A 26,998-nucleotide genomic window follows, 5' to 3' on the forward strand; every position below is an offset into this window, starting at 1 on the left:
TTAAATTTAAATGCTATCTGTAAGCCAGTTGTCTATAGATTATGGCACTAACCGCGTAGTGAGCGAGCTCGACTTATCGCTCGAAAACAGTGAAATTCTCATGCTCGTTGGTCCTACGGGCTGTGGTAAAAGTACTATATTGCAAGCACTTGCAGGACTTATACCTATCAGTGAGGGAGAAATCAAACTCGCTAAATGGAAAGCGACACCTAAACTAACAGTTCCGCCAGAAAAGCGAAGTGTCGGTATGGTGTTTCAAGATTTTGCCCTATTCCCACATCTAACCGTGGTGCAAAATATCTGTTTTAGATTGAAAGACACCGCCATTGCCGATCACTGGATAAAATTACTCGGCCTTGACGACTTTCGTGATAAAAAGCCTGCAACGCTCTCTGGAGGGCAAAAACAACGGGTCGCTCTTGCTCGTACACTCGCCCACCAACCTGATTTTGTATTACTTGATGAACCACTTTCTAACCTAGATGCGGCATTAAAAGACATGCTGCGCTGGGATATCCGTAATGCACTCAAAGAAGCTGGCGTTCCTGCTATTTGGGTCACCCATGACCAAGAAGAAGCGCTATCTATTGGTGACCGTGTCGGTATTTTACAAGCAGGTAAAATCCAACAACTCGATACCCCAGAGCACTGTTTTAGTATGCCAAGCAACCGTTTTGTTGCACGCTTTTTAGGTGAGGCAAGCTTTATTCGTGGTCAATTTAATCAAGGTATAGCCCGCACAGATATCGGAAATGTTCCCGCACACGGCATTGATTGTGAGCTTGGTGATGTCGACGTACTGCTACGCCCAGACGACGTTGTTTTAGTCCAAGGTGAAACTGGTAATAATGGGGTTGTAGTATGGGTACGCTTTGAAGGCGGCAGTCGTTTATGCGCTGTACAGCTTGGTTGTAAAACATTGGTTACCAGCCGAGTAAGTCATGAAGTGGTCGTAAATCCTGGCGATAAAGTACATGTGTCATTAAGTACATCTCACCCACTGGCGGTTTATAGACGCTAAAATACATTAAACACAAAGCCCATTTTCATGGGCTTTGTGTAGGAATTTCACCTCTTAAAATAAAGTGTTATTAACGGCAACCTTGGCTATTAAAATCAACCACCAAACTTGCGCCATTGCTATTTCCAGCCACTTTTAGATAACCCCAATATTCATTCTGAGCTGAGATATAAATACATTCAGCATTGCCACTATTATTAGACTGCGCTACTTCATTACTGCCATTAGGCCAGCCACTTGCAGCGTAGCTTAAGCTGATATCGCCTGAACCATTTGCTGTTGTAATTGAAATACCATTTTGGCTTTGCACATCGGCAATACTAAACCACATTGGGTCGCTGTTACCTAAGCAAATCACTTCACCATCATTTAAACGCCCATTACTACGGCTTCCTTGAGTCGAACATACATCGGGGACATTTGATGTTGCTTGCGTAAACGATGCCGTAAGCGCTACATTATCAAACGCATTATATCCGCGTAGCATTATTTGATATGTTCCTTGCTCGGCTGGTTCAATAACACATTGCTCATTGTTACCACCAACATATGGACGACAATCATAAATCGCTTCGCTTGGTGTGGCCTCATAACTAACATATAAATCGGCATCACCTGTACCACCAGCGATACTGAATGTAAGTTCGCTTGCGCCTTGCGGAACAACAAAAGTGAAATACTGAAGCTCGTCCTGTAAACCATTTACAGTAACTGATTGACCATTTTGCAGTACCCTATCACCACCGCTGTTATCTTGTTCGATACTTGCAGTCGTCGTCACAGATGTACTGGCACCTTCGTCATCAACAACAGTTAAGCTTACATTGTATTCGCCTGCACTCGTGTATGTATGAAATGGATTTGCTGTATTTGATGCACTGCCATCACCAAAATCCCATTGGTAGCTTACAATTGAGCCATCGCTATCTATACTACCATTGCTCGTAAAACTCATTTCACTATTTTGTACACCTGAGTATGGGCCATTTATTTGCGCTATAGGCAAACTGTTTGTTGGCGTGCCTGCCACTAAATCATCGCACCATTGCACAAATTCATTTTCATAACTATTTGCCCACTGTACCGTTTTAGCTTTATAAGCACTCCAGTCGCCCACTCGGGTATGTGCTAGCATGGCATTTACTTCATCATTATGACGCTCAAACATAAAGCGTACGGCTAAATAGCCCCAGCGGTAAATACGGTCTTGATCAAAGCCGTCGTAAGTGGTGGCAAACACTTGCGCTAAGGTATAACGCGAGCCATCACTAATAGTATTTTTAGCAGCATCATTGTTATCTAGATTTGCAACATACTCTGCAACACCTTCAGACCACCAAACAATATCCTCAGTAGGGGAATTGAAATTACCATATAAATCAAACCGTCCATCAAGATAATGAACATACTCGTGCTCTAAGTTCCATACATAATGCTCTGCATTGGCATAACTTGCTTCATAGGCAATAAAGTTTGCTTGATTACCTACTACTGATGGGTCACCTTCTAAATACATTCCGCCATTATCGGTATTGATCCCAAAGATTGCGCCTGCATATTTACCGTAATCATCGCTGCTATCAAAAATATTAACTTGCAAGAAGTTGTTATTATCATCTGCAACGGGGGTGTTATTCGTTGCTAACTTAGTATGAAATAATCCTTCTTCAGCGCCCATTGCATCACACGCTGCCGCATGCTGTATAGCAGTCATGTTTTGCGAACGAATTTTAATAGTGCTACTACAGCTATAGCTTTGCGATAAAGCTTGTGTAATAAGATCATCCACAAAACCACAAATACCATAATCATTACAATCAGTGTAATAACTTACAGAGTCTGCCGCCGCAAGCCAAACAGCATCTCCATAGCCAAAGCTGCTATAAGTACTAAAAATTGCTTTTAAGCCATTATCAACCGTTGTTTGAATTGAGGTATTTGAATATTGCTTGAGCCTAGCTAATTCACTGGCTGCGTTAACGATAAGAAACTGTGCATCCGAGCCAATCATCCATTGTTTTTGCGTAAACGCATTAAGTTTTGTAACTAAATCTGTGTCTGTGCCCACAGCTGTGACAAACGCATCATTCCATTGCCCACGATACAGTAAGGTAAAGATACCATTCACTGCACCACGAATATTCCATTTGGTTGCATAGCTTTCATTAAAACGTGTTAGCCATTGTTTTACAACGTTCAAATAGCGATGCTGCTGCTCTGAACTGTCCATTGTAATTATCACTTCATTTAACGTTTTACCGTGCCCATCGTTGTCATCATAAAAATGGCTATTAGCAACAAATGCATCTATCGCACCGACTACAGCGGTTGTTACCCAAGTAGCAAGGCTCACATTGTCATTATAAAATTCAGCATAAAACCCTGTACGTAAATATAAAAATAACGCTTCAAGCTCAACGTCTCCACCTCCTACATAAGTCTGCGAAAGTGACTTTGCATGATTTGCAACAGCGAACATTTTATCTGATGTAAACACTTGGCTTTGTATTGACGCTGAGGCACTAAATAACTCATTAATACAACTTGTACCTTGGCTTTTTATTTCAGTGATAATGCTCGATGTATTTGCACTAGCCAATGCATTTAAATCACAGCTTAAAGCAGCAGCCTGATGACTCATAATGCGTGCGCTAAAAAGCGATGGCTGACTTTCTACCTGAGCAATCGGCGCCTTTTCATTGTGGTGCTCCTCAACACCATGATGGTGTACTCGTTCAATGACAGCAGGCTGGGGCTTAAAAGTTCGTTCACTCAACGTATTTGCCAGCGTTACAGAACTCATACCTAATATAGGAAGAGCCAAAATCAATGTGTTAATTTTCATAATATACCTTTAATTATTTTTTATCTTTCAACCCAAAAGGGGTGCCTGAAACTTATTTGTAACATTTAATTATCATTGTATACAATATATTTTATATATTATTAACGCATATCAATATGCTAGTTTTACAAAAAGGCAGTACTTTTGGATTGATTAATTTAATTGCAATGACAGCAGGTTCAGTGCATGAAATGCTATACTCTGCGTAGGTGTGATTTACAAACTAGGAATAAGGTGGGCAAGCTAACGTTAAAAACACTCACCAAGTTTTTGTTGGTATTTTTATAATTATCGTCTGTGTTTAGAATATTTGGCATGTTAACTAATTTTATTGTGGTTCTTCAGGTTTACTAGAACAGTAAAACTATCTTGTTAGAAAATATTGTAGTTTAGCATCTCAATTAGCCGTATCACGATATCAGCTTTTAATATCAGTTATAAACGTATTTTAAATACAATTATAACTTTGGTTTAAAGATATATATGATAATTGTCTCACCACATAATTTACAAAAAAGCGAGCTGTGATTGCTCGCTTTTTCATATTTATTAGCAATTACTGCGCTAACGATTTTTTATGCTTTGAGTTCACTATAACAAGCCCTATCAGGCCGACTACAGCAACAACGATACCAATTGGCTTACCAAAATCACTTGATAAGTTAAAGCCTATGGCCGCAGTCATTATGTATGAAAGAGTCACTGCGGTGGCAATTACTGCAGGTACACTGGCAATCCAGTGGAACGCACCACGGTCAAATAAATACTTAGTTGCAAGCCATAATACACTGGTCGATAACAACATATTTGAAAACGCGAAATAGCGCCAAATTAATGAGAAATCAAGCTTTGTCATAAAGTATGCTATCGTCAAAATTGGCACTGCTAACAATAAGCGGTTGCGTAAACTTTGTGGAATATTAAAGGCATCAACCACAGTTAAGCGTAGTGAGCGAAACGCCGTATCACCTGAAGTGATTGGGAATACCGCAACAGCGATAATAGCCATAATCCCGCCCAGCACACCTAAGTAACTATTGGCAATGTGATTAACCACCAGCCCCGGGCCACCTAAATCAAGCATTGATTTTAAGCCTTCATAGCCTTCAGGGAATGCTGCAATACCTGCAAGTGCCCAAACACAACCGACAATACCTTCACACATCATTGCGCCGTAATAAACTGGACGTACGTATTTTTCGTTGGTTAAACAGCGCGCGATAATAGGTGCTTGCGTTGAATGGAAGCCACTAATCGCACCACATGTAATAGTAATAAACAACAATGGCCAAGTTGGCAAGCCATCAGGGTTTGGTGATAAGAAATCATGCGCATGATCCGCTTCAAAGTATGCTAAAAAATCACCTGCCACTGGTAGATGTGGTGCATTCATTAATAATGAGACGGCAACCGCCACCGTCATCACAATCATCAATAAACCAAAGATTGGATAAAAGCGCGTTATTATTTTATCAATTGGTAATAAAGTGGCTAAAAAGTAATACGCTAAAATAGCCAACACCCAAAAAGTATTATTTGCTAAAAAGGTATCTTTAAATAAATCCAAATTACTCAACAGGCCAGCAGGGCTCATGATGAACACCACACCCACAAAAAACAGCAGCATGGCGGTGAAAATTAACATAAAGCCTTTAAATACCACATTGTAATACTTACCAGCTATCTCAGGTAAACTTTTGCCATCTTCTTTGATGCTCATTACACCCGAGAAAAAATCATGTACGGCACCACCAAGTACATTACCCAATACAATCCAGACCAAGGCAACTGGCCCGTATAATGCACCAAGTATGGGACCAAAAATGGGGCCCACACCGGCGATATTTAAAAACTGAATTAAAAATGCACGAACTGGATGAATCGGTACATAATCAACACCTTCGCTAAAACGCGTTTGTGGTGTGGCTACAGTCGAGTCCATACCTGCTTGTTTTTCTACAAAAGGACTATAGAACTTATAGCCCAGTATTAAAATAGTTAGACAGATAAAAAAGATTATCATTAGCACGTTTCTCTTTTTGTATGAGTGTATTAGAGCGTGTTGTCGGCCGCTCCGCTTTTCAATCCGTGAACAATCGCCGCACGTTATCAGTGCTTGGCTTGATAAACAATAAGACTATAAGATAATATTGCAAAATATATTGGTACAAAGTACTCGTACCCACAAATCATAGGCAACAAAAAAGCGGTTAATAAAACCGCTTTCTAAATAGCATCTAGATCACACAGGATCCATAAACTCATTAATTTGTTGATGACTTAAAATTGGCGTAGCCCCCTGACTTTCTGCAACCATTGCCCCTACAGCACATGCGAAGTCAACGCTGTGTTGAGGATCATTACTACTACACAGTTGATATATAAGCGCACCTAAAAATGAATCCCCAGCACCCACAGTATCAACCACATTGATTAAATAGCCAGAGTTGTAGTAATTAACCCCTTTAATCGTAAGTAAAGCACCATGGCTGCCTTTTGTGACACACAAATAATCAGTGTTGGTGTGCTCAGCAATATACGCGAGATTTTGTTCAAGTGAGTGATACTTACATCCCATCGCTTTTGCTATTTCATAAAGCTCATCATCGTTAAGCTTTATAAAGTCTGCTTTATTCATAAGCTCTATCAAAGTATTAAGCTTATAATGAGGAGCACGAAGATTAACATCAAATACTTTAAAGTTCGCCACCTCAAGTAGTTGCTGTAAAGTAGCGTAAGAATGAGCACTGCGGCCAATTAAACTACCGAATACAAATACATCATCCGTAGACACTTTGTTGACTAATTTATCGGTTAAAGCAATGTTATCCCATGCCGTATCAGCGACAATGGTATAACTTGCACTACCACTATTATCGAGTGTCACTTCAACAATACTTGTCGGCTTGCTGTTTGCTGCGATGTAGTCACAACTAACGCCCCTAGCGGCTATTTCACCTAGCAATTCATGACCAAGCTCATCATTACCTACCGCGCTTATCATATCTGCTTTAATACCCAATGCATTTATGCGAACGCACATGTTTAAAGGCGCACCACCTAATCGCTTACCTGAGTCAAAGCAATCCCATAAAACTTCACCAAAACAGCTAATAGTTAAATCGCTGGCTACTTTTTGCTTTATCAATACACTCATTTTATTTACCCTTTTTAGCTAAGGTGGCTGCCATTACATCTTTTATTTGGCTCTGAGGTGCATAAATTGCGGTTATTGAATGAGTATACTGGCTGATAAACTCTTCATTTTCGGCTAAGTCACCAAAAAGACTTTCAAGTTCAATAAATGACGTCGGCTTTATTGTAGTTAACTTAGCCGCGGCGTTTAACTCTTGAGCCATATCATCATGAATTTCAAGCGTTTCACCTTGTTGATTTACACCCTTATCACTGTATAGACACCAACTTGCAATCACTAATGTGGCCAATGATATATCTCGCTCTTGGATAAGATTGTCACTGATAGTTGCGATTAAAAATTTAGGTAATTTTGCTGAACTTTGTGAGCAAATACGCGCAAGACTGTCTTTAATATTTGGGTTAGCAAAACGCTCGATTAAAGTATCTTTGTAGCTATCAAGATCAATACCAGGAAGCTCATCCAGCAGAGGTGTTACTTCTAAATCCATAAATGCACGGAGGTATTTAGCAAATAATGGATCGGATACAGTTTCATCAATAGTACTGTAACCATGAAGTTCACCTAACAACCCAAGTACTGAATGACCCGCATTTAATAAACGAATTTTCATTTTTTCATAAGGCGTTACATCGCTGACAAACTGCGCACCAACAGTATCCCAGTTAGGGCGACCATTACTAAACGAATCTTCAATAACCCATTGAGTAAAAGACTCACACGTAATTGGCCAACCATCTGTTAGACCGTAGGTTTGGCTCACATAATCAATATCAGATTGTTTTGAAATGGGCGTAATACGGTCAACCATCGCATTAGGAAATGCAACATGTTGCTCAATCCAATGCGCTAATTCAGCATCTTGTTTATGGGCAAAGGCTAATAACATTTTTCGCGTAACGTGTCCGTTATGTTGAATGTTATCGCACGATTGCACTGTAAATGCCGCAAGGCCTTGCTCTTTGCGTAGTTTAAGCGCCGCAGTTATATAACCAAAAGCAGTAATTGGTTCTGATGGATTAGCAATATCATGAATAATATCGGGGTTGGAATAATCAAATTCGCCGGTAGCTGGGTGTAAATTATAACCCCCTTCCGTAATGGTCAACGAGACAATTTTTGTATCTGGGTGAGCCATTTTATCAATAACCGTTTGTTTGCTTTCAGGTGCAAACAAGAACTCCACCATTGAACCTATAACCTTGTTTTCAACACGCCCATTTGGATGCCTAATAGTAAGTGTATAAAGATTGTCTTGTTTGGCCAGAACATCTCGCAAACCACGGTTTGCTTCTAACAGACCAACACCACAAATTCCCCACTGCTCGTTCCCTGGGGTTTTAAGCAACTCATTTATATAAGCTGCTTGATGCGCACGGTGAAAGCCGCCCACACCTATGTGTACAATACCTGCTTTAACTTTGCTACGATCGTAAGTAGGAACATCAACAATATTCGATAATGAAGCAATATTGTGCTGATTTAGCTCAGTAGTATGAGCTTGTGTGTGTTGTAATTTGGTCATATCGTTGCCTTACTAAACAGATTTACGATGAGGTATTCAATGCTTTATGGCGCTTGAGCGACCAGTAAGCAGTTGCAAAATATAGAAGCGTACAGATGAAGCACACTATTTCAAAAAGTGATTTGTTATCTTTATAAATGCTCATAGTGTCGCTAAAAAACATCACTTGGCTGGCAAAAATAAAAATAGTGATTAATGATAATGTTGATATCGCATTCAATACTTTCGTAAACACTGATGAGTCAATAACAACAGGTGAAAGGGTTTTAGCTGCATCTTGCTGATACGCCTTAATTGCTTTTAATTCTTGTTCATCTGCAATAATTGCATCGCTGTAATCTTCATCAGCGCCATATTTTTTAGCTAAGGCGGTGTATATAACGATGGTAAAAAACCAAGTAGGAATAAATAAATAATAAAACGACATCACATCAAGCGCATTTAAACCAAAACCAAAGACCAATGCAGCAGCCCAAGAAGCAATGGCAGGTACACTGCGAGTTATATTTTTATATTTAGCCCAATAACGTGTTAAGCCAATTTTAGGAAATAACACATGCTCAGCAAATACAATGCCGCCCACAGGCACAACTAATAAACCAGCGTAGGTAAGTAGCGGTAGCATTTGTGAAAATACAAATGGGAAACACGCAATAATCACGGTGACCACACCAACAATAGCGGTTGTGCGTTCACGTGATTGATTAACAAATATGGATTGCGCTGCAAGGCCTGCACGATAAAGGTTTGCGTTAGCTGTTGTCCAACCAGCAATAATAACAATCACAAAACCAGTCCAACCTAATGCATGGTATGCAACGTCGCCCGGATCCAGTGATGAAATCGTTGTTTTTAGTAATACCGCAACACCTGCGCCCATAATACCCGCAGAGATCCACGCTAAGTAATGACCAAAAAACATGCCCACACCAGAGAACAAACCATAGCTTTTGCGTTTCGCAAATCTAAAAATAGCCATGTCGATTAAACCAAAGTGGGTAATTGAATTAGCAGCCCATGCAAAGCCAATCACTTCTAACAGACCAATGCCTTTTTCACCATCAGCATTTGTTCCTGTCCAAATTGAAGCGTCGCCTATCGCAATAAAGTCACTAAACCCTGATAATGTGGTTGACCCCAATACGTGATTTGATAACTCAGGAAAAAGCACAAACGAGCCACCCACAAAAATAACAAATAGCCACGGCGCGCACAGTTTTGAAAAGTCAGCAACCGTAGAAAAACCATACATAGCGACAAACACCACGATAGAGCCAACGGCTAAAACAATGGCTACAAACGATAAGCTATTTGGATACCAGTCAAGCTGCGCGGGTATATCAAACAAAAACCGCACCGCGGTGGAAGATACCGTGATCATCGCCGCTGATATCACACTAAAAATAACCACGTTAGCCCAGTTATAGAGCTTGGTCATTGAGTTACCAGCAATTTTGTTTAAGTAGTTATATAAACTCAGACGAGTTTCTACTGCAATGGGTGCAGTGATCAACCACCAAGAACACATGGCAAGTAAATTACCAATTAGTAAACCGAGTAATATATCCATTGTTGAGGCACCCAGAGCCACAAATGTTGCACCTATTACAAACTCAGTTGCTGCAACATGCTCACCGGCATATAGCCCAGCAAAGTGCTTCCAGCCATGAAGCTTATGTTGAGCAACCGGTAGCTGCTCCTCATTTACCTCACTAAAATTAGGTGTGTTTTGATGTGTTGTCATTATCACTTCCTATACCCATACCATTGTTCGTACCCTTGTACGAATAACGATTTAAGGCGTGTTATTAATTTTTATGAAATACGTTTAAGAATTTGTTCAGCTGTATATTCATTAGTAATTAACGAATTAATCAGCTTACCTTTCAAAGCGCTTATTAAAGCCGTCACTTTTTCCGGACCAGCAGCAATACCAAAAACAGGTTTATCTGTCTTAATTTGTAGTGGCGCACTCAATAAGCACTGAGTGAGCTCGTTATTAATAAGTTTACCGTTTTCGTCATAAAGCCAACTTACAACTTCACCTACCACGCCAGTGTCTTGAAATGATTGCAGTTGTTCAGGTTCAATAAAACCATCCATCAATAACGGGGAATTTTTTGTCATATGACCTACTCCCACGAAAGTAGCATCAGCATTCGCAGCTAGTTGGAAGATATTTTTCACGGGAGCTAAGTCGTGTAATAAGTGTTTTTGCGCTTGTGTTTGTGCAAATAAAGGCAGAGGTAACGGGAAGTGCTTAGCATTAACACGATTAGCCATACTGACCACAATATCAAATTTTGAAGCGGAGCCATCTTGCATCATATTGCCCACAATCGAGACTAATTTATGCTGTTCGCAATCCATGTTAGGCAGCTCTTCAATACACGCTTTTAATGAACGCCCTGTTCCAAAGGCAAGTGTTTTGGGCTGTTTTGATTTTAAATAACGCTCTAATATTTTTGCGCCACTTTGTGCAAGGCCGTAAGTAGAATTAATATCAGTAGGATCACTTGGTGCAACCTCACATTCTAATAAATTAAATGCTGTTTTTAGCTGCTCGGCAAGTTCCATACAATGAGTAATTGGGTGATCTAATCTAACTTTTATTAAGCCTTCGCTTACAGCGAGTGCAATCAGTCGTTGCGCAGATTGACGTGATACATCTAATTTTTGCGCTATCTCATCTTGTGTATTTTTTGCCACATAATAAAGCCACGCTGCACGTGCAGCATCTTCTAGTTTTTTTAATTCGCTGTTTGATTTTTGTTTCATAATAACGACTTACTTTTAAGCTCTGGATGGGAAATAAAAAACGACTGCCAATGATCAAGCAATGCAACTTCAGGGAAGTTTATATGTACATGGTTAACACCCTTCTCTAAATGCTGACCGCCAAAATAGTGCATGACTGGCATATTTGCGCTTATTGCAGCTTGAATGCCTGCGCTACTATCCTCAATGACTAAACAGTTTTGCGGTAAAACACCCATCTTATTTGCGGCATGTAGAAATAAATCTGGCGCTGGTTTACCTAAAGTAACTTCTTCACTGGTAAAAATATTTGTAAATAATGAGTCAAATTTAACTGCATGTAATGCTTTTTGCGTTCTTTGTAAACTGCTACTAGTTGCAATACAAAATGGCACATTTAAGTTTAACAATATGTTCTTAATACCTGCCGTTGGCTGTAAATGCTCTGCAAACATAGTAACCAGCGTGTGCCTGTAATCGCTCTCAAACTGATGTGGTAAATTAACCTCAAAAGCGGTGGCTATTTTCTCGCTAACTGATTTAAAGCTACAACCTAAAAAATGACGCTGAACATAATGCATGTCTATATTGATATTGAAATCTCTCAACATGTCTATTAACACTCGGGCACTTAGTACCTCGCTATCAATAACAACACCGTCACAATCAAATATAACTAGCTCTATCTTATTGGCCATTTGCCACCTTTTTGTGCAATTAAACCCATCATTCACCAATCTGGGCATTAGCCCAAAGAGCGAGCATATTCTCTTCTATATAGGTAAATGTCAATAAAAAGTGAATATCTAATGCACCAGAATGAATATCATTGGTGAAGAAAAGGATGAAAAATCTGTAGTTTCGAATGAGTTAGCGTCAAGCATAAGACTTAAGTCTAAGAGTGATTAAAAAGACATTACAAGCACCCACTCCATACACTGGGTTCAGCTAAAAGGCTAAATGGCGCAAGTTTATAAATAGATAAAACCAAAGCAATAAAAGCCCTGCAGGGGATAGCAGAGCTTTGTAGATAATTAAGATTTATCTAGCTTATTCGAATGTAACCGTCACAATGTTCGAACATACATTTTCAGTAACACATAGTTGGTAGTCATATACAGGTAATGTGGCATTACGAGCAAAGTCACGATAGCGACCTGTGTCTGCGGTTGTACCAAGCAGCTCGCCATTTCTATATACATTGAGTGCTTGCTCGCCAACTTGTGGCCAACTTAACTCTACGCGCATAGTATTAAGGCGTGTTTTATTGGCACGTACTAAGCTCAACGCTACCTCAACATCACTCACAACCACTGTTTGCATTGATGTATCAGTATTGCCTTCGCTATCAGTGACCATCAGGCTTACTTCATAATTGCCTGCTTGCGCATAGGTATGCGCTGGGCTTGCATCTGTTGACGTAGCGCCATCTCCAAAGTCCCAGCTCCACTGCATGATATCGTTATTTGCATCACGGCTAGTGTCTGTAAAGCTTACTGCAAGGCCTTGTGTGTCAAACTCAAAACCGGCCTCTGGTGGTTGTGGGCTAACTTCACCAATGGCACTAAAGGTCAACGACCAATTATTCAGCGTGCCTGAATCTGCTGCATAGGTATCTTCAACATGTAATACCCAATCACCCGTTGCCACTTCACCATTAAAATCAGCTAAAGAGTAGCTTTGAACTATATCATCAGCGCTACCGCCTGACTGGCTATGTAATGTAGAGCTTGTTCCGTTAGGCGACGTTAACGTAACGATTAAATCACCAACGTAAGTATGTGAAATATCAATACTCGCTTGAGTTGCAAAAACAGTCAGCGGATCATTTACTGTGATCACTGAACTGATACCAGCTGTATCGTTATCGGGAATATCAACAGGGGTTTCATTTGTGTAAGTGAAATCATTTAAGCCCACCGGGTCAACCAATAAACCTACTGACTTTTGCTTAGCAAGTTCACCTGAGCTGCCATTTACAGTAAAGTTATAGCTTCCCCATTGGGTTGACTCTAACGTAGGTACCGTTAATGTTACGGTATCGCCCGGAATTGCGGTTGTTGCTGATAAACTCGCCTGCGCTAAATCACTCACTAACTCTAGATCAACCACGCCATTCCAATCTGCTATGGAGCCAATTTCGAATGTATAAGTTGCCGTTTCACCGGCCGTGATCTGCTGAGTAGTTGGTGTGACAGATAATTTAAAGCTTGGTGTTGGATCTGCTTGCTCTAATGCTTGATTCGCATTTAGTCGTTTACCTGAAACAGTTTTACCTTGCAGCTGAGCATTATCGTCACCGCTATCCATTAATAGCTGTTTTAGTTCGCTGGTTGTAAGATCCGGATTAATAGAAAGCACTAAAGCAGCAACCCCAGCAACATGAGGTGTCGCCATTGATGTGCCTGAGTAGGTTGCATAGCCATTACTCGGAACAGTTGATAAAATAGCACTGCCAGGTGCGCCTAAATCAACACTCGCGAGTCCCCACTGAGAAAAATCTGACATATTATCGTTACGATCCGTACTGGCGACTGACAATACACTTGCATGTTCGTAGTTAGACGGATAGCTTGGATTTTGGTCGTTATCTACTGCATCATTACCTGCAGCAGCAACAAATAAAATATCGGCTTGTTCACTTTCAGTGATCGCATCAGCAAGTGCTTGGCTAAAACCACCACCGCCCCAGCTATTATTCAGTACGCGAACATTCACACCATCATTTTTTAAGCTCACCATGTAATCAATACACTTAATCGCATCGGATGTAGAGCCTGAGCCAGACGCATCTAAAAACTTACAGCCAACAATCGCCGCTTCATGATTAACACCTACAACACCGTTATTGTTATTACCAGCTGCGCCGATTGTCCCTGATACATGCGTACCATGACCTTGGTCATCCATTGGGTCACCAACATTAGTAATAGCATTAATACCATGCACATCATCAATGTATCCATTACCATCATTATCAATGCCATCGCCTGCAATTTCATTCGGGTTTATCCACATGTTTGCCGTTAAATCACTATGACTGTGATCTACGCCAGTATCGATAACGCCCACAACAACATCTTTGCCACCGGTTGTAATCGACCATGCTTCAAGTGCATCAATATCAGCATCATTTGTTCCACCGGATTGGCCTTCATTGTGTAATCCCCACAACTTTGAAAAGTCAGGATCGTTAGGAGCCGTTGCAATACTTACGCGATAATCAGGCTCAACGTACTCTATCGCAGCATGAGTTTGCAGCAATTTAATCGCTTGCTTGGTGCTCATTCCTGCAACTTCAAATTTAGCTAAGCGGCCCGATAGAATCGACGCATAGTTGTCATCAACCCCATCTTTATTTAAATCACTCACTTTTGCTTTTACTAAACTGCGAGCTTGGCTGCGCATAGCCTGCGAGGTGCCTTTTTTATACATTACAAGCAACGAATTTTCAGCAGCGCGAACAGTTGGCTCTGCGGTCATAGTCGTCACTTGTGCTGCTGCTAAACATGGCAAAATTGCCAAACTTAAAATAGATAATTTAGTTTTCATATTCTGTATCCATAGTTAGAAATATCAACTTGTCGCATAAATGCAACTAAGATTTGCTAACTTCACTACTTTTGAAATATCACATGGCAAGCCTTATAAATGAACAGAAAAGCCATAACACACAAGAAAAATTCGCATAATCACTAAAAAATCAGTCATTAACACTATTTTTACAGGTTCAGTTGTTAACAACACATTCATTTTTATGAGTTAAAGTAGTAAATACTGCGTTTACTTGATCCCATCATTTATTACCACTTTTTATATGAAATCGGTAAATACACTCAATAAAAACCATAACCAACTGAAAATAAAGCAAATTAAAAACCCTAAAAAGAGATGATTTAAGTCTTTTTCAATTCACCATACAGTGATCATTCGTTGATAACGGTTACTAACGAGTGCGAGCAGTCAACTGCCACCACAGCGCTACTGTTATCAACATCACTCTTCACTCTCTTTTGCAAGGGTGAGCTTTTTTGCTCTTGATATCACAAAACTTAATCAGCAAGGCATGCTGAAATACAACAACGCAGCTAGTTTGGGTGCTCAATAGCACTGAAATAGTCGCTTTAATAATTATAAGTTAAGGAAAAATCATGAAGTTAAAGAAATCATTATTAACATGTGCAATCGCAATTGCATTAAGTTCAAGCTTTGTTGCACACGCAAATATTGATGATAAAAATCAATCAAGCTCCGTATTAGCAAGCCAAGTTTCTAGTACTGCGATGGGTAATATACTCACCATTGAACAAACCTCATTGCAAGGTATTGGTAACGATGTAACAGTCACGCAGCAAGGTGATGGCCTTGAAGCAAACGTAACAAGTTTAGGCGATAACAACAGCATTAGCGTTGATCAAAAACAACTGCAAAACTTGTCGTTAACTTACACCACTGGCAATAACAACACATTAAGTCACACTCAAGATGGTGAGGTTAATGGCGCATTATCTGATATTACGGGCAATGATAACACCGTAACAGTTGCGCAATACGGTACTGGTTTTTTTGGTATTAATAACGAAGCGATTAACGTAGTTCAAGGTGACAGCAACGATATTGAAGTAACCCAACAAGATGGCGGCCATTGGTTCTATAACTTTGATTTGCAAGGCAGTGGTAACCAAATTAGCGCATCACAAGCGGGCCTTTTAAATGAAGCGACGCTGTCGCTCATCAGCGGTGACGAAAACACCATTGAAGTGACTCAAAACGGCTTGTTTAACGCTTTTACACTCAATGAACTCGTTGGTAATGCTAATGAAGTTGTGATCGATCAAGATGGTAATTTCAATACTGTTACCGCTTTATCTATGCGTGGCGATGATAGCAGCTTAGAGATTGAGCAAGCGGGTGACTCGAATACAGCATCATTCGCGGCTGTTGAAGGTAACGATAACGACCTAGCTATCGATCAAGAAGGCAACAGCAATACGTTCACTTCAGAGTTATTTGCCGGGAATGACAACCAGCTTTCTGTTGCTCAGCAACAAGATAATAATCAAGTTGGTGTTGATGTACTCGGTGATAACAACGAACTAACGGTAATGCAAAACGGTGCAATGAACGAAACTTACCTAGGTATACTGGGTGCTGATAATGAGTTTTCAAGCACACAAATTGGTAACGAAAACAGCGCCCATATTGCTAACTTTAATGGTGACGGCAATGATGTTGATTTAGCGCAAGCTGGAGATATGAACACCGCATTGATCCAATCTTCATACCCTGACACATCACTTACATCAAACGATAATGATATTAATATCAACCAACTGGGTAACACTAACGAAGCAGTTATCACCTTTGCAAGTGTAATCGACAGCAATAATAACACGGTCGATTTTGTACAAAGTGGCGACCTAAATGCGATAGATTTAGTTATGGAAGGTAGCAACCACTCAATTGATATTGCCCAACAAGGCGATATGAATATGGTTGCTGGCATTGACGGCGGTGCATTTGTTGTTGGTGGTGACAATATCAACTTTGAAGTATCTCAAGTAGGTAACGGTAACTTGGTCGAAGGCTATATTACCAATTCTAATAGCTCTGTGATCATCACCCAAGTAGGTGATTACAACACAGCTACTGTGACCCAAGAATAGGGATATTGGGGGGCATGCCCCCCATATTGAAACAGATGTTAGTGAAAACCTTTATTACAGCCCTAAGCTTACTGTTTTTAACCACATTCACAGCCTTATCTCAAGGTGCTGAGGAATTAGAAATAGATGGCCTAGTGCTTGATCGCAGCATTAGTCGTTTTGGTCACCAATTTTATTTTGAATTTTCAAATCTTTGGCGCGATCTACCTTCAACTGCTGGTTTTAATATCGAAATAAAAGAAACAGTACTTCCTCGTGCGGGCACACAACTGACCTTAGTAATGAATAATCAAATTGTATATATCACCTATTTAGGCCGTCGTTTAGAGCCAATAGATGAGCGTGTGGAACACGCTTTATACAGTGTAATGGATGCAATGGCGCGCTCTAATTTACATAAAGCGTCGCCTGATATGGCAAAAAATGGATGGTAAAATGATCCCCTACTCAATAAAAAATATAACAACAATAATAGCCCTGTTATTTCCCTTATCAATATCTGCCACAGAGCTCGTGTATACGCCTATTAACCCGAGTTTTGGTGGCAGCCCGCTCAATGCCAGTATGTTGCTCAACAAAGCACAAGCACAGAACAAACATAAAGCGCCGATCATTGAGCAAAGCTACGCGGAGAAATTTCAAGACTCACTTGAGCGCACATACCTAAATCGTATGGTAAGAGAGATCACCGATATTGCCTTTGGTGAAGATATCGACGAAAGTATTTTTAACCAAGACTCTATTTTTTTAAGTGGCGACTACGAAATTCAAGTAGTTACCAGCACAGTTGATTCGATTACAGTTCGTATCACAAATACGACTGATGGCAGCGTTGTAGTTATTGAAGTACCGAGGTTTAGTTAATGAGATTATTACTTAGTACATTGATGATTATTTTCTTATCTGCCTGCAGTAACATGGGCCATTTAATTCCTCCCTCACAAGAGCTAGCAAGTAGTTTAGAACCCACTGAGACATTTAAAGCAATACAACAACTCCCTGCTCCTGCAGGCAGCATAGCCGTATCTGTGTACTCCTTTCGCGATCAAACCGGGCAATATAAACCACAAGGTAATGTAAGTTCATTTTCGACCGCGGTAACTCAAGGAGCTAACTCTATTTTAATGCAAGCACTACACGAATCAGACTGGTTTATCCCTGTAGAACGTGAAGGTTTACAAAATATATTAACTGAGAGAAAAATCATTCGTGCATCACAAGCAGATCAACCCAATGCGATAGACCTCCCCCCACTGACCACCGCAAAAATCATTTTAGAAGGCGGTATAATTAGCTACGATACCAATGTGAAAACCGGTGGTTTTGGTATGGAATACTTTGGTATTGGCGCATCTGAACTGTACCGTGAAGATGCTATTTCAATCTACTTACGCGCGGTAGATGTAAGGACCGGCCAAGTGTTGCTCTCCGTAGCCACCAGCAAAAAAGTACTCAGCCAAGAAATGCGCGCAGGTTTTTTTCGTTATGTCAGTTACAAACGCCTAGCCGAAGCGGAAGCCGGTTTTAGTGATAACGAACCAATGAGTATTTGTGTCACCCAAGCAATTGAAAAAGCCCTCAGTGATTTAGTTATCAAAGGCATAGATAAAGGCATCTGGGCAAGCAAGCGTAGTTAATCCCCAGCCACAGCCTTAGTAATAACCTAAGCTCTCTAATTCCCCCTTGATCAGAGAGTTCAGATTAAAGAATTAAATCTGTTACTAAGGCTGTATACTACTGGGTGCACCAATTAACTACTTTTACAAAGGAAAGTATATGCCATCAGTCCAAATTGCCAGATATATCATTAGTTTTAGCTGGTTATATCACGGCATATTCCCAAAGTTAGTTCACATTGCCCCACTTGAAAAACTGATAACGGCAAGCCTTGGCTTCTCAGAATCAATGTCTTACCTAATCACTAAATCGGCGGGTGTGGGTGAGGTTATATTTGCCATACTTATTTTTATAAATTACCAATCAAAAGTAATCATTGTTTTAAATATCATGGCATTGATTGGCTTATTACTCTTTGTTGTTGCGCTACAACCACAACTTTTAATTGAAGCATTTAATCCAGTAACGACAAACTTGCCAATTATTGGCCTAAGTTTAGTGCTATTAAATAGCCTAAAGACTCAGCCCAATAACTAACTTGGAGAAATACCCTCTGTTAGTAATTATTACCAACAGCAATACATAACCCTGCAATGCAGAAAAAGAATAACCACGACAAGTGTTTACCTCGAGTAAACACCAGCGACATAATGCCGCTTAAGATAAACACCACTGCAATAACATGCAGAATATCAATGCTGTAATTACCGCTTGGATGCAATATGCAGTAGATGATCGCCGCAAAGCCCCACCAAGCAATGGTAGTTAAGTGCCAAGCAAATCGCAATACTCGCTTTGTAAACCAGTCACTACCGAGTAACTTAGGTAAATTGTCACGTTTAAATAACCGGATCAAAATATACTTTTCACCCAAATATGAGTGAACAAATCCGCAAAATAACAGTAAAACTGCTGCAGCTTCTAACATAATGATCCTTAAAATCTAATTAGTGTGAATATCTACCACTGATAATATTGCATTAATTACTCACTATCAAAAATTTAATCGTGCAAAGGTAATCGTACCGCCATGTAACGCTGCGCCCAATTAGATAGCTCGATGCGATTTCGTGAATTGGTTTTTTTAAATGCGCTGTATAGGTGGGTTTTTACGGTGTGATCACTGATATTTAACCGCTCTGCGATACTATGGTTATTAGCACCTTGCGCAAGTAAATAAATCACTGACTTTTCACGTTTAGTTAGTTTTGTTAATCCCTCATGTTCACTATCAGAAGCACAATTTGTTTGCGGCTCATAACGACTAACCATAGCTAGCACTTCATTAAATGTGGCTGAAATTATTTTTCGACTGAACCAAAGTTCATCGTTAATAACTCGCATTAATCCTGTAAAGATATCTTCAGGTAAATCATTGTTATAAAAAACCCCTTTAAAATTATTTAGTAGCAAGTTTTTTTCACAAATAGCATCAGAATGCGCATTAAACACAATCACAGGCTTTTCTTTCGCTAAGGCTAATAAATCTGCTGGTATTAAGTTTTGCCAATTACAACCGTTACTATCGATCAGAAAAAGATCAAATTCATGACGTTTGCTACTATGGGGTAAGCTATCATCCATTTTTACTTTACTAAAAAATGCCTCCAACGTTTTAATCAAGTAGAGATAACACTGAGAGCGGACTGGCATTTTAAAAACAGTTTTAATAAATACAGAGGTTGGTTGAATCATTGCATCTCGTCCATGAAACATTTTGTTTACAATACCTAAATCAACTACAGCATTCAACCTGTTTTTTATTCAAATCCATTGATTTATAAAGAAATAAAAATAGCTAAACGTCTAGACGTTTAGTTATTAACAATTCCTTGCGCCAACCATTTTTCATTAAACCAGAATAAAAATGCAACCCTTTGTTATTAATGAACTATTTAACTAAATTATAAAATCGTGCCGTAATACCATTAGTCCAACCAAAACCTTGCTGTACGTTGTATTCACCACCACCCGCTTGGTTTGTTAAATCACAAACATTGTATTTTTCTAGTAGGCAGCCATCGACCTTAAAACGTTTTTCAATCATTTTTAGCCAATGAGAGATAATAATATTGGCATCACTAGCAAAGCCATATTGCCTTAAACCCTGCACTGCAAACCACTGTAATGGTGCCCAACCATTGGGACTGTCCCACTGTTGCGATGTTTCGTTTAGAGTTGTTACTAAACCACCGGGTTTTAAAAAATCTTGCATCACTTTTGTACTCACTTGCAATGCTTGTCGTTCATTCGCGCAATTAACAAATAATGGCACCACTCCTGCCAACGATAAGACTTTTGATTGTGCTGCTTGCATAAAATTGTAATCGACAAAAAAAGCCTGTTCTGTACTAAATAAGTACTTATTAATGGCCGCTATACGATCACTAGCTTGGTCTTTAAAATATGCCTGTTTAGCGGTGTCATTTAATATTTTATAATAATCACTCAACTGCTTTTCTAGCTGATAAAGTAAACTGTTTAAGTCAACAGGAATAATATCCGTGGTTTGAATACTTGTAAGCTCATTACTGTCAGCCAACCAACGACTACTAAAATCCCAACCAGATTCACAGGCAGCCCGAATATTTCGATAGTAATTAGCGCGTTGTGACTCTGGCAGTGATGATGCATCCTGTAAATCTTCTCGCAGTGATTCTGGTCGAGGTGTTGCTTGATCATCCCAGTAACGATTAAGTAATGCACCATTAGCCATCTTAACTACGCGCCTATAGCATGTGCTTTGCTCATTCAGTTGCTCAGCACCCTGCATCCAAAATGTATATTCTTGCTCAAGGGCAACAACACATTCCGTTAACCATGCAAAGTCATTATTTTTACGGTATTTTTCTTGCCAAATTAAATCAACCATCAGCGCTAGAATTGGAGGCTGCGAACGAGAGCTATAGTAACTGCGGTTACCATTCGGAATACAACCATTACGATTTTGCAGATCAATAAAATTAGCAAGCATGGCTTCAATACTGTCTATATCGCCAATATCTTGCAAACCTAACGCAGTAAAATAACTATCCCAATAATATATTTCTTGAAAGCGTCCACCTGGTACTATGTAACTGTGTTTAAGTGGCAGTAAAGAGCTGGCTTTAGGTACATCGGCACTGCGGTGTAAATACGGCCATAAATTAGCAATATAGCTGTGTACACTCTCGTTGTTGCTTTGCGTATTAGGAAGCTGTGTTGATTCAAACGTAAAATGCTGCGCTACAAACTCTGTTAATTCTCGGACGGTTAATGGCTTCATACTTATATAACGCTCACATGCCGCCTGCCAACTGTCTTTAGCAATCGCATCAGCAAATGTTTTACTGTCACTAAATATAGCCGCCAGTTGCACATCTAAAAATAATTGGCTATTTACAAAATTCATATCATTCCCTTTTCCGGCACTGAGCCTAAGTTTACTGTCATTTTTTTAAATAAAGTCACGCTGATCAACAATAAGCTAATTGGGATCAAGGTAAGATAAAAAGCATGCTGCCCACTGAATTTATCAAAAATAAAACCGGTGATTATTGAACCTGTGGTGCCGCCCAGCGCTGAAAAAACGACAATTAACCCCGTCATCGCAGCTTGCTGATGTGCAGCTAAGGCACTGAGCATAACGGAATTGAGTAACGGATAAAGCGGAGCCATAAAAAAACCAATTAGCGGTAGCATGTATGCAGCAAAAGGCACATCAAATACACTCGTCACTTGGCTGCCATCAATTTCATGAGTTAGCGGCAATACCAGTAGCACCAGCACGCCCATAGCAACTAAGCAACTAAGCAATAAACTATACCAACCAATGACACGTAGTAACTGACCCGCAACTAAGCGACCCAAGGCTAAGGCTGCGGCAAACACACTGGCAAGTTGTATACTGACATCAACAGGAAGCTTAAGTACTTGATTATTAAAAGTAGGTAGCCAAGTTCCCACCCCTTGCTCAATCAACACATATAAAAATGCACTGATAATAAATATAACCACTAACGGTTTATAAGTGAGCGTTAGCATGTCAACAAAAGCAGTTAATTGACTGCCGCGTAACGTTGCTTTTTGCGGTGCTTTTATTGGCGCTATAAGCACTGAAATAAAGGCTATACTCGTTAACACAGCCAGCAAATAATACACGTTCAACCATGCTGTATTTTGCGTATTAGTGCTATCAATAAACCATGAGAACACCCAATAGCCAGATAACACACCAAGCATAAAAATACCTTCAATGGTGTTAAGCAATGCTGAGTGCTGATTGGCATTATCAGTGACTTGGCCAATAACCGAGTAAACGGATACTTTCATAATCGCAAAGCTGCAACCAATCACAGCAAACAATATTTTGAACGCATAAAACTGTGCAATTGAAGGCATTAACAAGCACATTAAGGCAACCAATCCCAACGCTACAAGCATGGCCAATTTATAGCCAAGCCGAGGAATAAATGATGCAACAGCAAACGACACTATTGCTATAGTAAGGTCTTTATAACCTTCTAAAACAGAAGCTTGTGTTTTTGTTATGTCAAAACTATTGATGGCTTGTAAAATTACGGTGCCAACACTATTGAGTAAAATAGCGAACACGAAATAGCTACACGCCAACGCTATGGTTATTCTTATTGGATTCATGCACGTTAACCTAATGTTGATTTCTTTTAGCATAGTGTAGCGCAAAATAAAATGCAAACGTTTGCATTTTAAATTTCAAAGTTAACCTAACTTCCTCAACGGATTATCGGCTTAACCCTTGCTAGATTGACGATTAATTAATTTTATTTCAATAACTTGCGATTCAGCTGCTTGACCTTGCAACTGCGCTAATAATTTATCAACCAGTAGCACTGAAGCTCGCTGAGTGTTTTGTTTAATGCTAGAAAGTGAAGGATGACTAATATCGGCCATGGCAATATCATCAAAACCCACTAACGCAACATCGTTAGGAATACTAATATAGCGCTCTTTTAACGCTTTCATAGCGCCTAATGCCACCATATCACTGCAGGCCATAATACCATCAAAGCACAAGCCTTTTGCAACTAACAATTGGTTGATCCCTTGGTACGCTGCACCACTGGTAATATCGATAGACACTACATGCGGTATAGCCTTCGCCGTATTTAGAGCAGCCAAATAGCCACGATAACGTTCACCTATTTCAGCATGTCCTGGGTCTCCCAAAAATACAATATTTCTAGCCCCCCCTGCTAATAAGTGCTCAGTAGCAAGGCGACCTCCAACAAAGTTATCACTGCCTACAATGGGATAATTACTGGGCGTTTTTGGATCCCCCCACACAACTAAGGGCACGCCGGCATTAGCGGCGGCTTCAATGTTTGCTGGATCTTTGCCTTGCCCAACCACAATAATGCCGTCGGCCCGACGACTATTGATAAAGTAATTAGCCCAATCATCGCCGGCCATAAAGGAGTTTGACAGCAGAAGTTCTAGCCCTTGCTTATTCAACGCGAGATTAATTTCTCCGACCACTTTAAGTAAAAAAGGGTCATTAATTGATTGTTCAGTGCCACTGTCGAAATTTATGATCACTGCTACAACATTGGTTTTTTGTGAGCGAAGGCGGCTCGCAGCCGTATTTAAACTGAAGTTATGTTGCTTAGCTAACTGCTTTAACTTATCTCTGGTTTCTTTTTTTATCAATGGGTTATCATTTAACGCACGAGATACTGTCGAGGTTGATACCCCCGCAAGTTTAGCGAGATCCGCTAACTTTAGTTGTTTGTTATTCATTGCTAACTACGAAGCCTTCCTTAAATCGTGAAGTCGCAATATACCATCATTATTAAAATTAGGCTGCGTCAAGGTCTAAATTTAGTCATAAACATAACCGTGTATAAAAATAATACAGAAAGTTTTAAAAAATAATTGCAAACGTTTGCATAAAGTTCTAAGGTTTAAAAGAACACAGCATTAACATTTCATTAAATTAGTTAGTGCTTTGTTATTTATAGTTTTTTTAAATAACGAACAAAAAATGGGAATACCAACATGACAACAACACACACACCAAGCAAACTTGCTTGCGCTATTATTTTAGCGCTGTCCAGTCAAACTGTGCTTGCAGATCAACCAGCAACAAGCGCGCAAACCACCACAGATAAAAAAGTTGAACGCATTGTGGTTTCTGGTACACCTGCAGGTATGGGCGTTCGTAAAATTGATGCCAGTTACGCTGTAACCAATATTGATGCTGAGCAAATAATTAAACTATCACCAAAAAGTACTGCGGACTTATTTAAAGCCGTTCCCGGTGTGTGGGTAGAAAGCTCTGGGGGTGAATCCGGTGCTAATGTGTTTGTGCGAGGGTTTCCAGGTGGTGGCGACGCACCATTTTTAACCCTCAGCCTTGAAGGTTCTCCTATTTACCCAGCACCAACGTTATCGTTTTTAGAAAACTCATCGTTATTTAGAATCGATGAAACCATTGAAACCATGGAAGCATTACGTGGCGGTCCAAACCCTGTGGTTTCTAACGGCCAACCGGGCTTAACCACTAACTTTCGTTTAAAGCGTGGCAGTGAAGATACCCAAGGCTTATTTAAATACACCACCTCTGATTACGATTTACAACGAGTTGATGCAGTGATCAGCGGAGAAATATCAGATGACCTTTACTTTATGGTAGGCGGTTATGTAAAAAGCTCACCGGGTATTCGTGATGCAGGCTTTACCTCAGAGGAAGGCAGTCAGTTTACGATAAATATCACCAAAGAACTCGATAATGGTGAAATGAATTTCTACACTCGCCAAACAGACGATCATGGCGCATGGTACTTACCCACGCCACTCAATGTTAATGGCATTGATGCTGAATATACCCAACTTGGCACGCTAAATCGCCAAGCGACCATTTATACCGGGCCAAATAATGACGTGCACCAAGTTGATATTGGCGATGGCCGCGGTTGGAATGGCCATGTATCTGGCGGGAGTATTAAACTTGAATTTGACAATGGCTGGAGTTTTTCTAACCGCTTTAATATCACCAAAGGCGATGCAAATACATTGGGTTTAGTGCCAGCTGGCTCCGCAACAACACTAGGTAAAGTGGCTGATAATGGTCAGTCTGCAACAGGCGTGGCTACAGGCACAACTTATGACAGTGATACTCCTGTCCAGCAATTGGGTCGTTGGGTCGTGCTCAAAGAAATAAGCTCATTTACTAATGATTTAGCATTTTCAAAGCAATTTGAAGACCTCTCTGTTGCAGTCGGCTATTACACAGCCAGCACTTCAGCCAACGACTGGTGGAGCTTAGGCAATACCGCCTATCATGTTCTTGGAGCGGGTGGTGAAATGCTCAATGATATTAGTTGTAATGAAAGCACCGAAGGCTGTGATTTTAACTACGACATTAATTCATCAGGTGATGCACGCACTAATGCTTTTTATAGCACAGCACAATATAAATTAAGCCAAGCTCTCACCCTTGATGGTGGTCTGCGTTATGAAAGCCATGATGTAGAGTACAGCGTAGACGAAGGGCTTGATGGTGTTATTAATCAAACCGTGCAATATGATGAAAGCAAAACCTCATGGACTACCGGTTTAAATTACTCTCTAAATGATGATATGGGCGTATTTGCCCGTGTTAACCGCGGCTACAAAATGCCTTACTTTGATGACTTTAGAGATAACTACAGTGCTTACCAAGGTGGCGAAAAACTCATTAAAGAAGTGACCCAAGCCGAACTTGGCTATAAGCTAATAACCCAAAGTACTGATTTCTTCGCAACTTTATTTACCAACGAAGTAAAAGGCGATACCTTTGTACGCCGCCCAGGAGTCCCCGCGGAGATTCTTACCAACGAAGCCTATGGTGTAGAACTTGATTATAACTACAATCACGCGTCTGGCTTTTCAATAAACTTAAACTCGACCATTCAAGAGACTGAAATCACAGAAAGCCCATCTAATCAGGGCAATAAAAGCCAGCGTCAACCAAAATGGCAAATGCGTGTAACACCAAGTTATGACTTTGAGCTGTCGGGTATGTATGCCACTTTATATGGCACGCTATCAGCGGTTGATGATCGGTTTGGTAATAACGAAAACACCGTCACACTTGATGGTTATGAAAAGTTAGATCTGGGTTTTATTCTTGAACCGATGGAAGGCATAAAGTTGCAAGTGGCAATTGATAACCTGACTGATGAACAAGGTATTACCGAAGGCGATCCACGTAACGCTGATGCACCAAATGGGCGTTACATCATGCCGCGTACCACACGCTTAAGTGTCAGCTACGAATTCTAACCCCCATCTACCTGTATCAATACCCAAAGCCGCGGTGGTTAATACACTGCGGCTTTTTAATATTGCTTCATCACCTATTTCAGCTATTAACTTAGCAAATACGATTGTTGCTTTTGAGTAAGTCATA

At 40.2% G+C, this 26,998-nt stretch carries 21 protein-coding genes; 7 read left to right on the top strand and 14 right to left on the bottom strand.

Features of this window, described 5'->3' with window-relative positions:
• Positions 1–10 precede the first annotated feature (10 nt).
• Positions 11–1,021, top strand: coding sequence for an ABC transporter ATP-binding protein (locus tag QMA12_RS18005; RefSeq protein ID WP_087533202.1), 1,011 nt, complete (start codon positions 11–13; stop codon positions 1,019–1,021).
• Between the two features lie 70 nt (positions 1,022–1,091).
• Here QMA12_RS18005 and QMA12_RS18010 read toward each other — a convergent pair whose 3' ends face one another.
• The 8 genes from QMA12_RS18010 to QMA12_RS18045 form a co-directional block, all read right to left on the bottom strand.
• Positions 1,092–3,866: a collagenase gene (locus QMA12_RS18010; RefSeq protein ID WP_087533201.1), complete on the bottom strand. Its 2,775-nt coding sequence runs from the start codon at positions 3,864–3,866 to the stop codon at positions 1,092–1,094.
• 556 nt (positions 3,867–4,422) lie between these two features.
• Positions 4,423–5,889, bottom strand: coding sequence for a carbon starvation CstA family protein (locus tag QMA12_RS18015; RefSeq protein WP_290210985.1), 1,467 nt, complete (start codon positions 5,887–5,889; stop codon positions 4,423–4,425).
• Between the two features lie 219 nt (positions 5,890–6,108).
• Entirely contained in the window at positions 6,109–7,023 is a 915-nt protein-coding gene (locus QMA12_RS18020) for a carbohydrate kinase (RefSeq protein WP_290210986.1), read from the bottom strand.
• A 1-nt stretch (position 7,024) separates the two neighbouring features.
• On the bottom strand, positions 7,025–8,548 hold the full coding sequence (locus QMA12_RS18025) for a mannitol dehydrogenase family protein (protein WP_290210987.1): 1,524 nt from the start codon (positions 8,546–8,548) through the stop codon (positions 7,025–7,027).
• Between the two features lie 22 nt (positions 8,549–8,570).
• The gene (locus QMA12_RS18030; protein WP_087533197.1) at positions 8,571–10,292 is read right to left on the bottom strand and encodes a hypothetical protein; all 1,722 of its coding nucleotides are present in this window, start codon (positions 10,290–10,292) and stop codon (positions 8,571–8,573) included.
• 71 nt (positions 10,293–10,363) lie between these two features.
• Positions 10,364–11,326, bottom strand: coding sequence for a sugar-binding transcriptional regulator (locus QMA12_RS18035; protein ID WP_087533196.1), 963 nt, complete (start codon positions 11,324–11,326; stop codon positions 10,364–10,366).
• On the bottom strand, positions 11,323–12,003 hold the full coding sequence (locus QMA12_RS18040) for an HAD family phosphatase (protein ID WP_087533195.1): 681 nt from the start codon (positions 12,001–12,003) through the stop codon (positions 11,323–11,325). Before QMA12_RS18040 ends, QMA12_RS18035 begins: the two co-directional genes overlap by 4 nt.
• A 352-nt stretch (positions 12,004–12,355) precedes the next feature.
• Positions 12,356–14,857, bottom strand: coding sequence for a S8 family serine peptidase (locus tag QMA12_RS18045; protein WP_290210988.1), 2,502 nt, complete (start codon positions 14,855–14,857; stop codon positions 12,356–12,358).
• A 599-nt stretch (positions 14,858–15,456) separates the two neighbouring features.
• Here QMA12_RS18045 and QMA12_RS18050 point away from each other — a divergent pair.
• The 5 genes from QMA12_RS18050 to QMA12_RS18070 all read left to right on the top strand — a co-directional run bounded on the left by QMA12_RS18050 (position 15,457) and on the right by QMA12_RS18070 (position 19,125).
• Positions 15,457–16,971, top strand: coding sequence for a curlin (locus QMA12_RS18050; protein WP_290210989.1), 1,515 nt, complete (start codon positions 15,457–15,459; stop codon positions 16,969–16,971).
• Between the two features lie 53 nt (positions 16,972–17,024).
• Positions 17,025–17,405, top strand: coding sequence for a curli production assembly/transport protein CsgE (locus QMA12_RS18055; RefSeq protein ID WP_232321827.1), 381 nt, complete (start codon positions 17,025–17,027; stop codon positions 17,403–17,405).
• Between the two features lies 1 nt (position 17,406).
• On the top strand, positions 17,407–17,835 hold the full coding sequence (locus QMA12_RS18060; RefSeq protein ID WP_254911214.1) for a curli assembly protein CsgF: 429 nt from the start codon (positions 17,407–17,409) through the stop codon (positions 17,833–17,835).
• Positions 17,835–18,608: a CsgG/HfaB family protein gene (locus QMA12_RS18065; RefSeq protein WP_290210990.1), complete on the top strand. Its 774-nt coding sequence runs from the start codon at positions 17,835–17,837 to the stop codon at positions 18,606–18,608. Before QMA12_RS18060 ends, QMA12_RS18065 begins: the two co-directional genes overlap by 1 nt.
• 139 nt (positions 18,609–18,747) lie before the next feature.
• Positions 18,748–19,125, top strand: coding sequence for a DoxX-like family protein (locus tag QMA12_RS18070; protein WP_087533191.1), 378 nt, complete (start codon positions 18,748–18,750; stop codon positions 19,123–19,125).
• A gap of 19 nt (positions 19,126–19,144) precedes the next feature.
• On the opposite strand, the gene QMA12_RS18075 is transcribed toward QMA12_RS18070, so the two are convergent.
• From QMA12_RS18075 to QMA12_RS18095, 5 genes are all read right to left on the bottom strand, one after another.
• Complete coding sequence (locus QMA12_RS18075) at positions 19,145–19,516, bottom strand: hypothetical protein (RefSeq protein WP_087533190.1); 372 nt, start codon at positions 19,514–19,516, stop codon at positions 19,145–19,147.
• Positions 19,517–19,590: 74 nt separating this feature from the next.
• Entirely contained in the window at positions 19,591–20,172 is a 582-nt protein-coding gene (locus QMA12_RS18080) for a LuxR C-terminal-related transcriptional regulator (protein ID WP_356948029.1), read from the bottom strand.
• 307 nt (positions 20,173–20,479) lie between these two features.
• Positions 20,480–21,979 (bottom strand): trehalase family glycosidase, encoded by a 1,500-nt coding sequence (locus QMA12_RS18085; RefSeq protein ID WP_087533189.1) that lies wholly within the window; start codon positions 21,977–21,979, stop codon positions 20,480–20,482.
• On the bottom strand, positions 21,976–23,226 hold the full coding sequence (locus tag QMA12_RS18090) for an MFS transporter (protein ID WP_087533188.1): 1,251 nt from the start codon (positions 23,224–23,226) through the stop codon (positions 21,976–21,978). The genes QMA12_RS18085 and QMA12_RS18090 overlap by 4 nt, the downstream gene beginning before the upstream one ends.
• Before the next feature lie 111 nt (positions 23,227–23,337).
• Positions 23,338–24,345, bottom strand: coding sequence for a substrate-binding domain-containing protein (locus QMA12_RS18095; protein WP_087533187.1), 1,008 nt, complete (start codon positions 24,343–24,345; stop codon positions 23,338–23,340).
• A 258-nt stretch (positions 24,346–24,603) separates the two neighbouring features.
• Between QMA12_RS18095 and QMA12_RS18100 the strand changes: the two genes are divergently transcribed.
• Positions 24,604–26,871 (top strand): TonB-dependent receptor, encoded by a 2,268-nt coding sequence (locus QMA12_RS18100; RefSeq protein ID WP_290210991.1) that lies wholly within the window; start codon positions 24,604–24,606, stop codon positions 26,869–26,871.
• Here the strand turns inward: QMA12_RS18100 and QMA12_RS18105 are convergent.
• Complete coding sequence (locus QMA12_RS18105) at positions 26,848–26,997, bottom strand: hypothetical protein (protein ID WP_176372550.1); 150 nt, start codon at positions 26,995–26,997, stop codon at positions 26,848–26,850. The two genes, QMA12_RS18100 and QMA12_RS18105, sit on opposite strands and share 24 nt — an antisense overlap.
• Between the last annotated feature and the right edge of the window lies 1 nt (position 26,998).

The organism is Pseudoalteromonas sp. APC 3893 (genome assembly GCF_030408095.1).
Classification (GTDB): domain Bacteria; phylum Pseudomonadota; class Gammaproteobacteria; order Enterobacterales; family Alteromonadaceae; genus Pseudoalteromonas.

Excerpts from the sequence above, each read along its gene's own strand:
- QMA12_RS18005 (WP_087533202.1), top strand. The coding sequence starts at position 11 with ATGCTATCTGTAAGCCAGTTGTCTATAGATTATGGCACTAACCGCGTA.
- QMA12_RS18010 (WP_087533201.1), bottom strand. The coding sequence starts at position 3,866 with ATGAAAATTAACACATTGATTTTGGCTCTTCCTATATTAGGTATGAGT.
- QMA12_RS18015 (WP_290210985.1), bottom strand. The coding sequence starts at position 5,889 with ATGATAATCTTTTTTATCTGTCTAACTATTTTAATACTGGGCTATAAG.
- QMA12_RS18020 (WP_290210986.1), bottom strand. The coding sequence starts at position 7,023 with ATGAGTGTATTGATAAAGCAAAAAGTAGCCAGCGATTTAACTATTAGC.
- QMA12_RS18025 (WP_290210987.1), bottom strand. The coding sequence starts at position 8,548 with ATGACCAAATTACAACACACACAAGCTCATACTACTGAGCTAAATCAG.
- QMA12_RS18030 (WP_087533197.1), bottom strand. The coding sequence starts at position 10,292 with ATGACAACACATCAAAACACACCTAATTTTAGTGAGGTAAATGAGGAG.
- QMA12_RS18035 (WP_087533196.1), bottom strand. The coding sequence starts at position 11,326 with ATGAAACAAAAATCAAACAGCGAATTAAAAAAACTAGAAGATGCTGCA.
- QMA12_RS18040 (WP_087533195.1), bottom strand. The coding sequence starts at position 12,003 with ATGGCCAATAAGATAGAGCTAGTTATATTTGATTGTGACGGTGTTGTT.
- QMA12_RS18045 (WP_290210988.1), bottom strand. The coding sequence starts at position 14,857 with ATGAAAACTAAATTATCTATTTTAAGTTTGGCAATTTTGCCATGTTTA.
- QMA12_RS18050 (WP_290210989.1), top strand. The coding sequence starts at position 15,457 with ATGAAGTTAAAGAAATCATTATTAACATGTGCAATCGCAATTGCATTA.
- QMA12_RS18060 (WP_254911214.1), top strand. The coding sequence starts at position 17,407 with ATGATCCCCTACTCAATAAAAAATATAACAACAATAATAGCCCTGTTA.
- QMA12_RS18065 (WP_290210990.1), top strand. The coding sequence starts at position 17,835 with ATGAGATTATTACTTAGTACATTGATGATTATTTTCTTATCTGCCTGC.
- QMA12_RS18070 (WP_087533191.1), top strand. The coding sequence starts at position 18,748 with ATGCCATCAGTCCAAATTGCCAGATATATCATTAGTTTTAGCTGGTTA.
- QMA12_RS18075 (WP_087533190.1), bottom strand. The coding sequence starts at position 19,516 with ATGTTAGAAGCTGCAGCAGTTTTACTGTTATTTTGCGGATTTGTTCAC.
- QMA12_RS18080 (WP_356948029.1), bottom strand. The coding sequence starts at position 20,172 with ATGGATGATAGCTTACCCCATAGTAGCAAACGTCATGAATTTGATCTT.
- QMA12_RS18085 (WP_087533189.1), bottom strand. The coding sequence starts at position 21,979 with ATGAATTTTGTAAATAGCCAATTATTTTTAGATGTGCAACTGGCGGCT.
- QMA12_RS18090 (WP_087533188.1), bottom strand. The coding sequence starts at position 23,226 with ATGAATCCAATAAGAATAACCATAGCGTTGGCGTGTAGCTATTTCGTG.
- QMA12_RS18095 (WP_087533187.1), bottom strand. The coding sequence starts at position 24,345 with ATGAATAACAAACAACTAAAGTTAGCGGATCTCGCTAAACTTGCGGGG.
- QMA12_RS18100 (WP_290210991.1), top strand. The coding sequence starts at position 24,604 with ATGACAACAACACACACACCAAGCAAACTTGCTTGCGCTATTATTTTA.
- QMA12_RS18105 (WP_176372550.1), bottom strand. The coding sequence starts at position 26,997 with ATGACTTACTCAAAAGCAACAATCGTATTTGCTAAGTTAATAGCTGAA.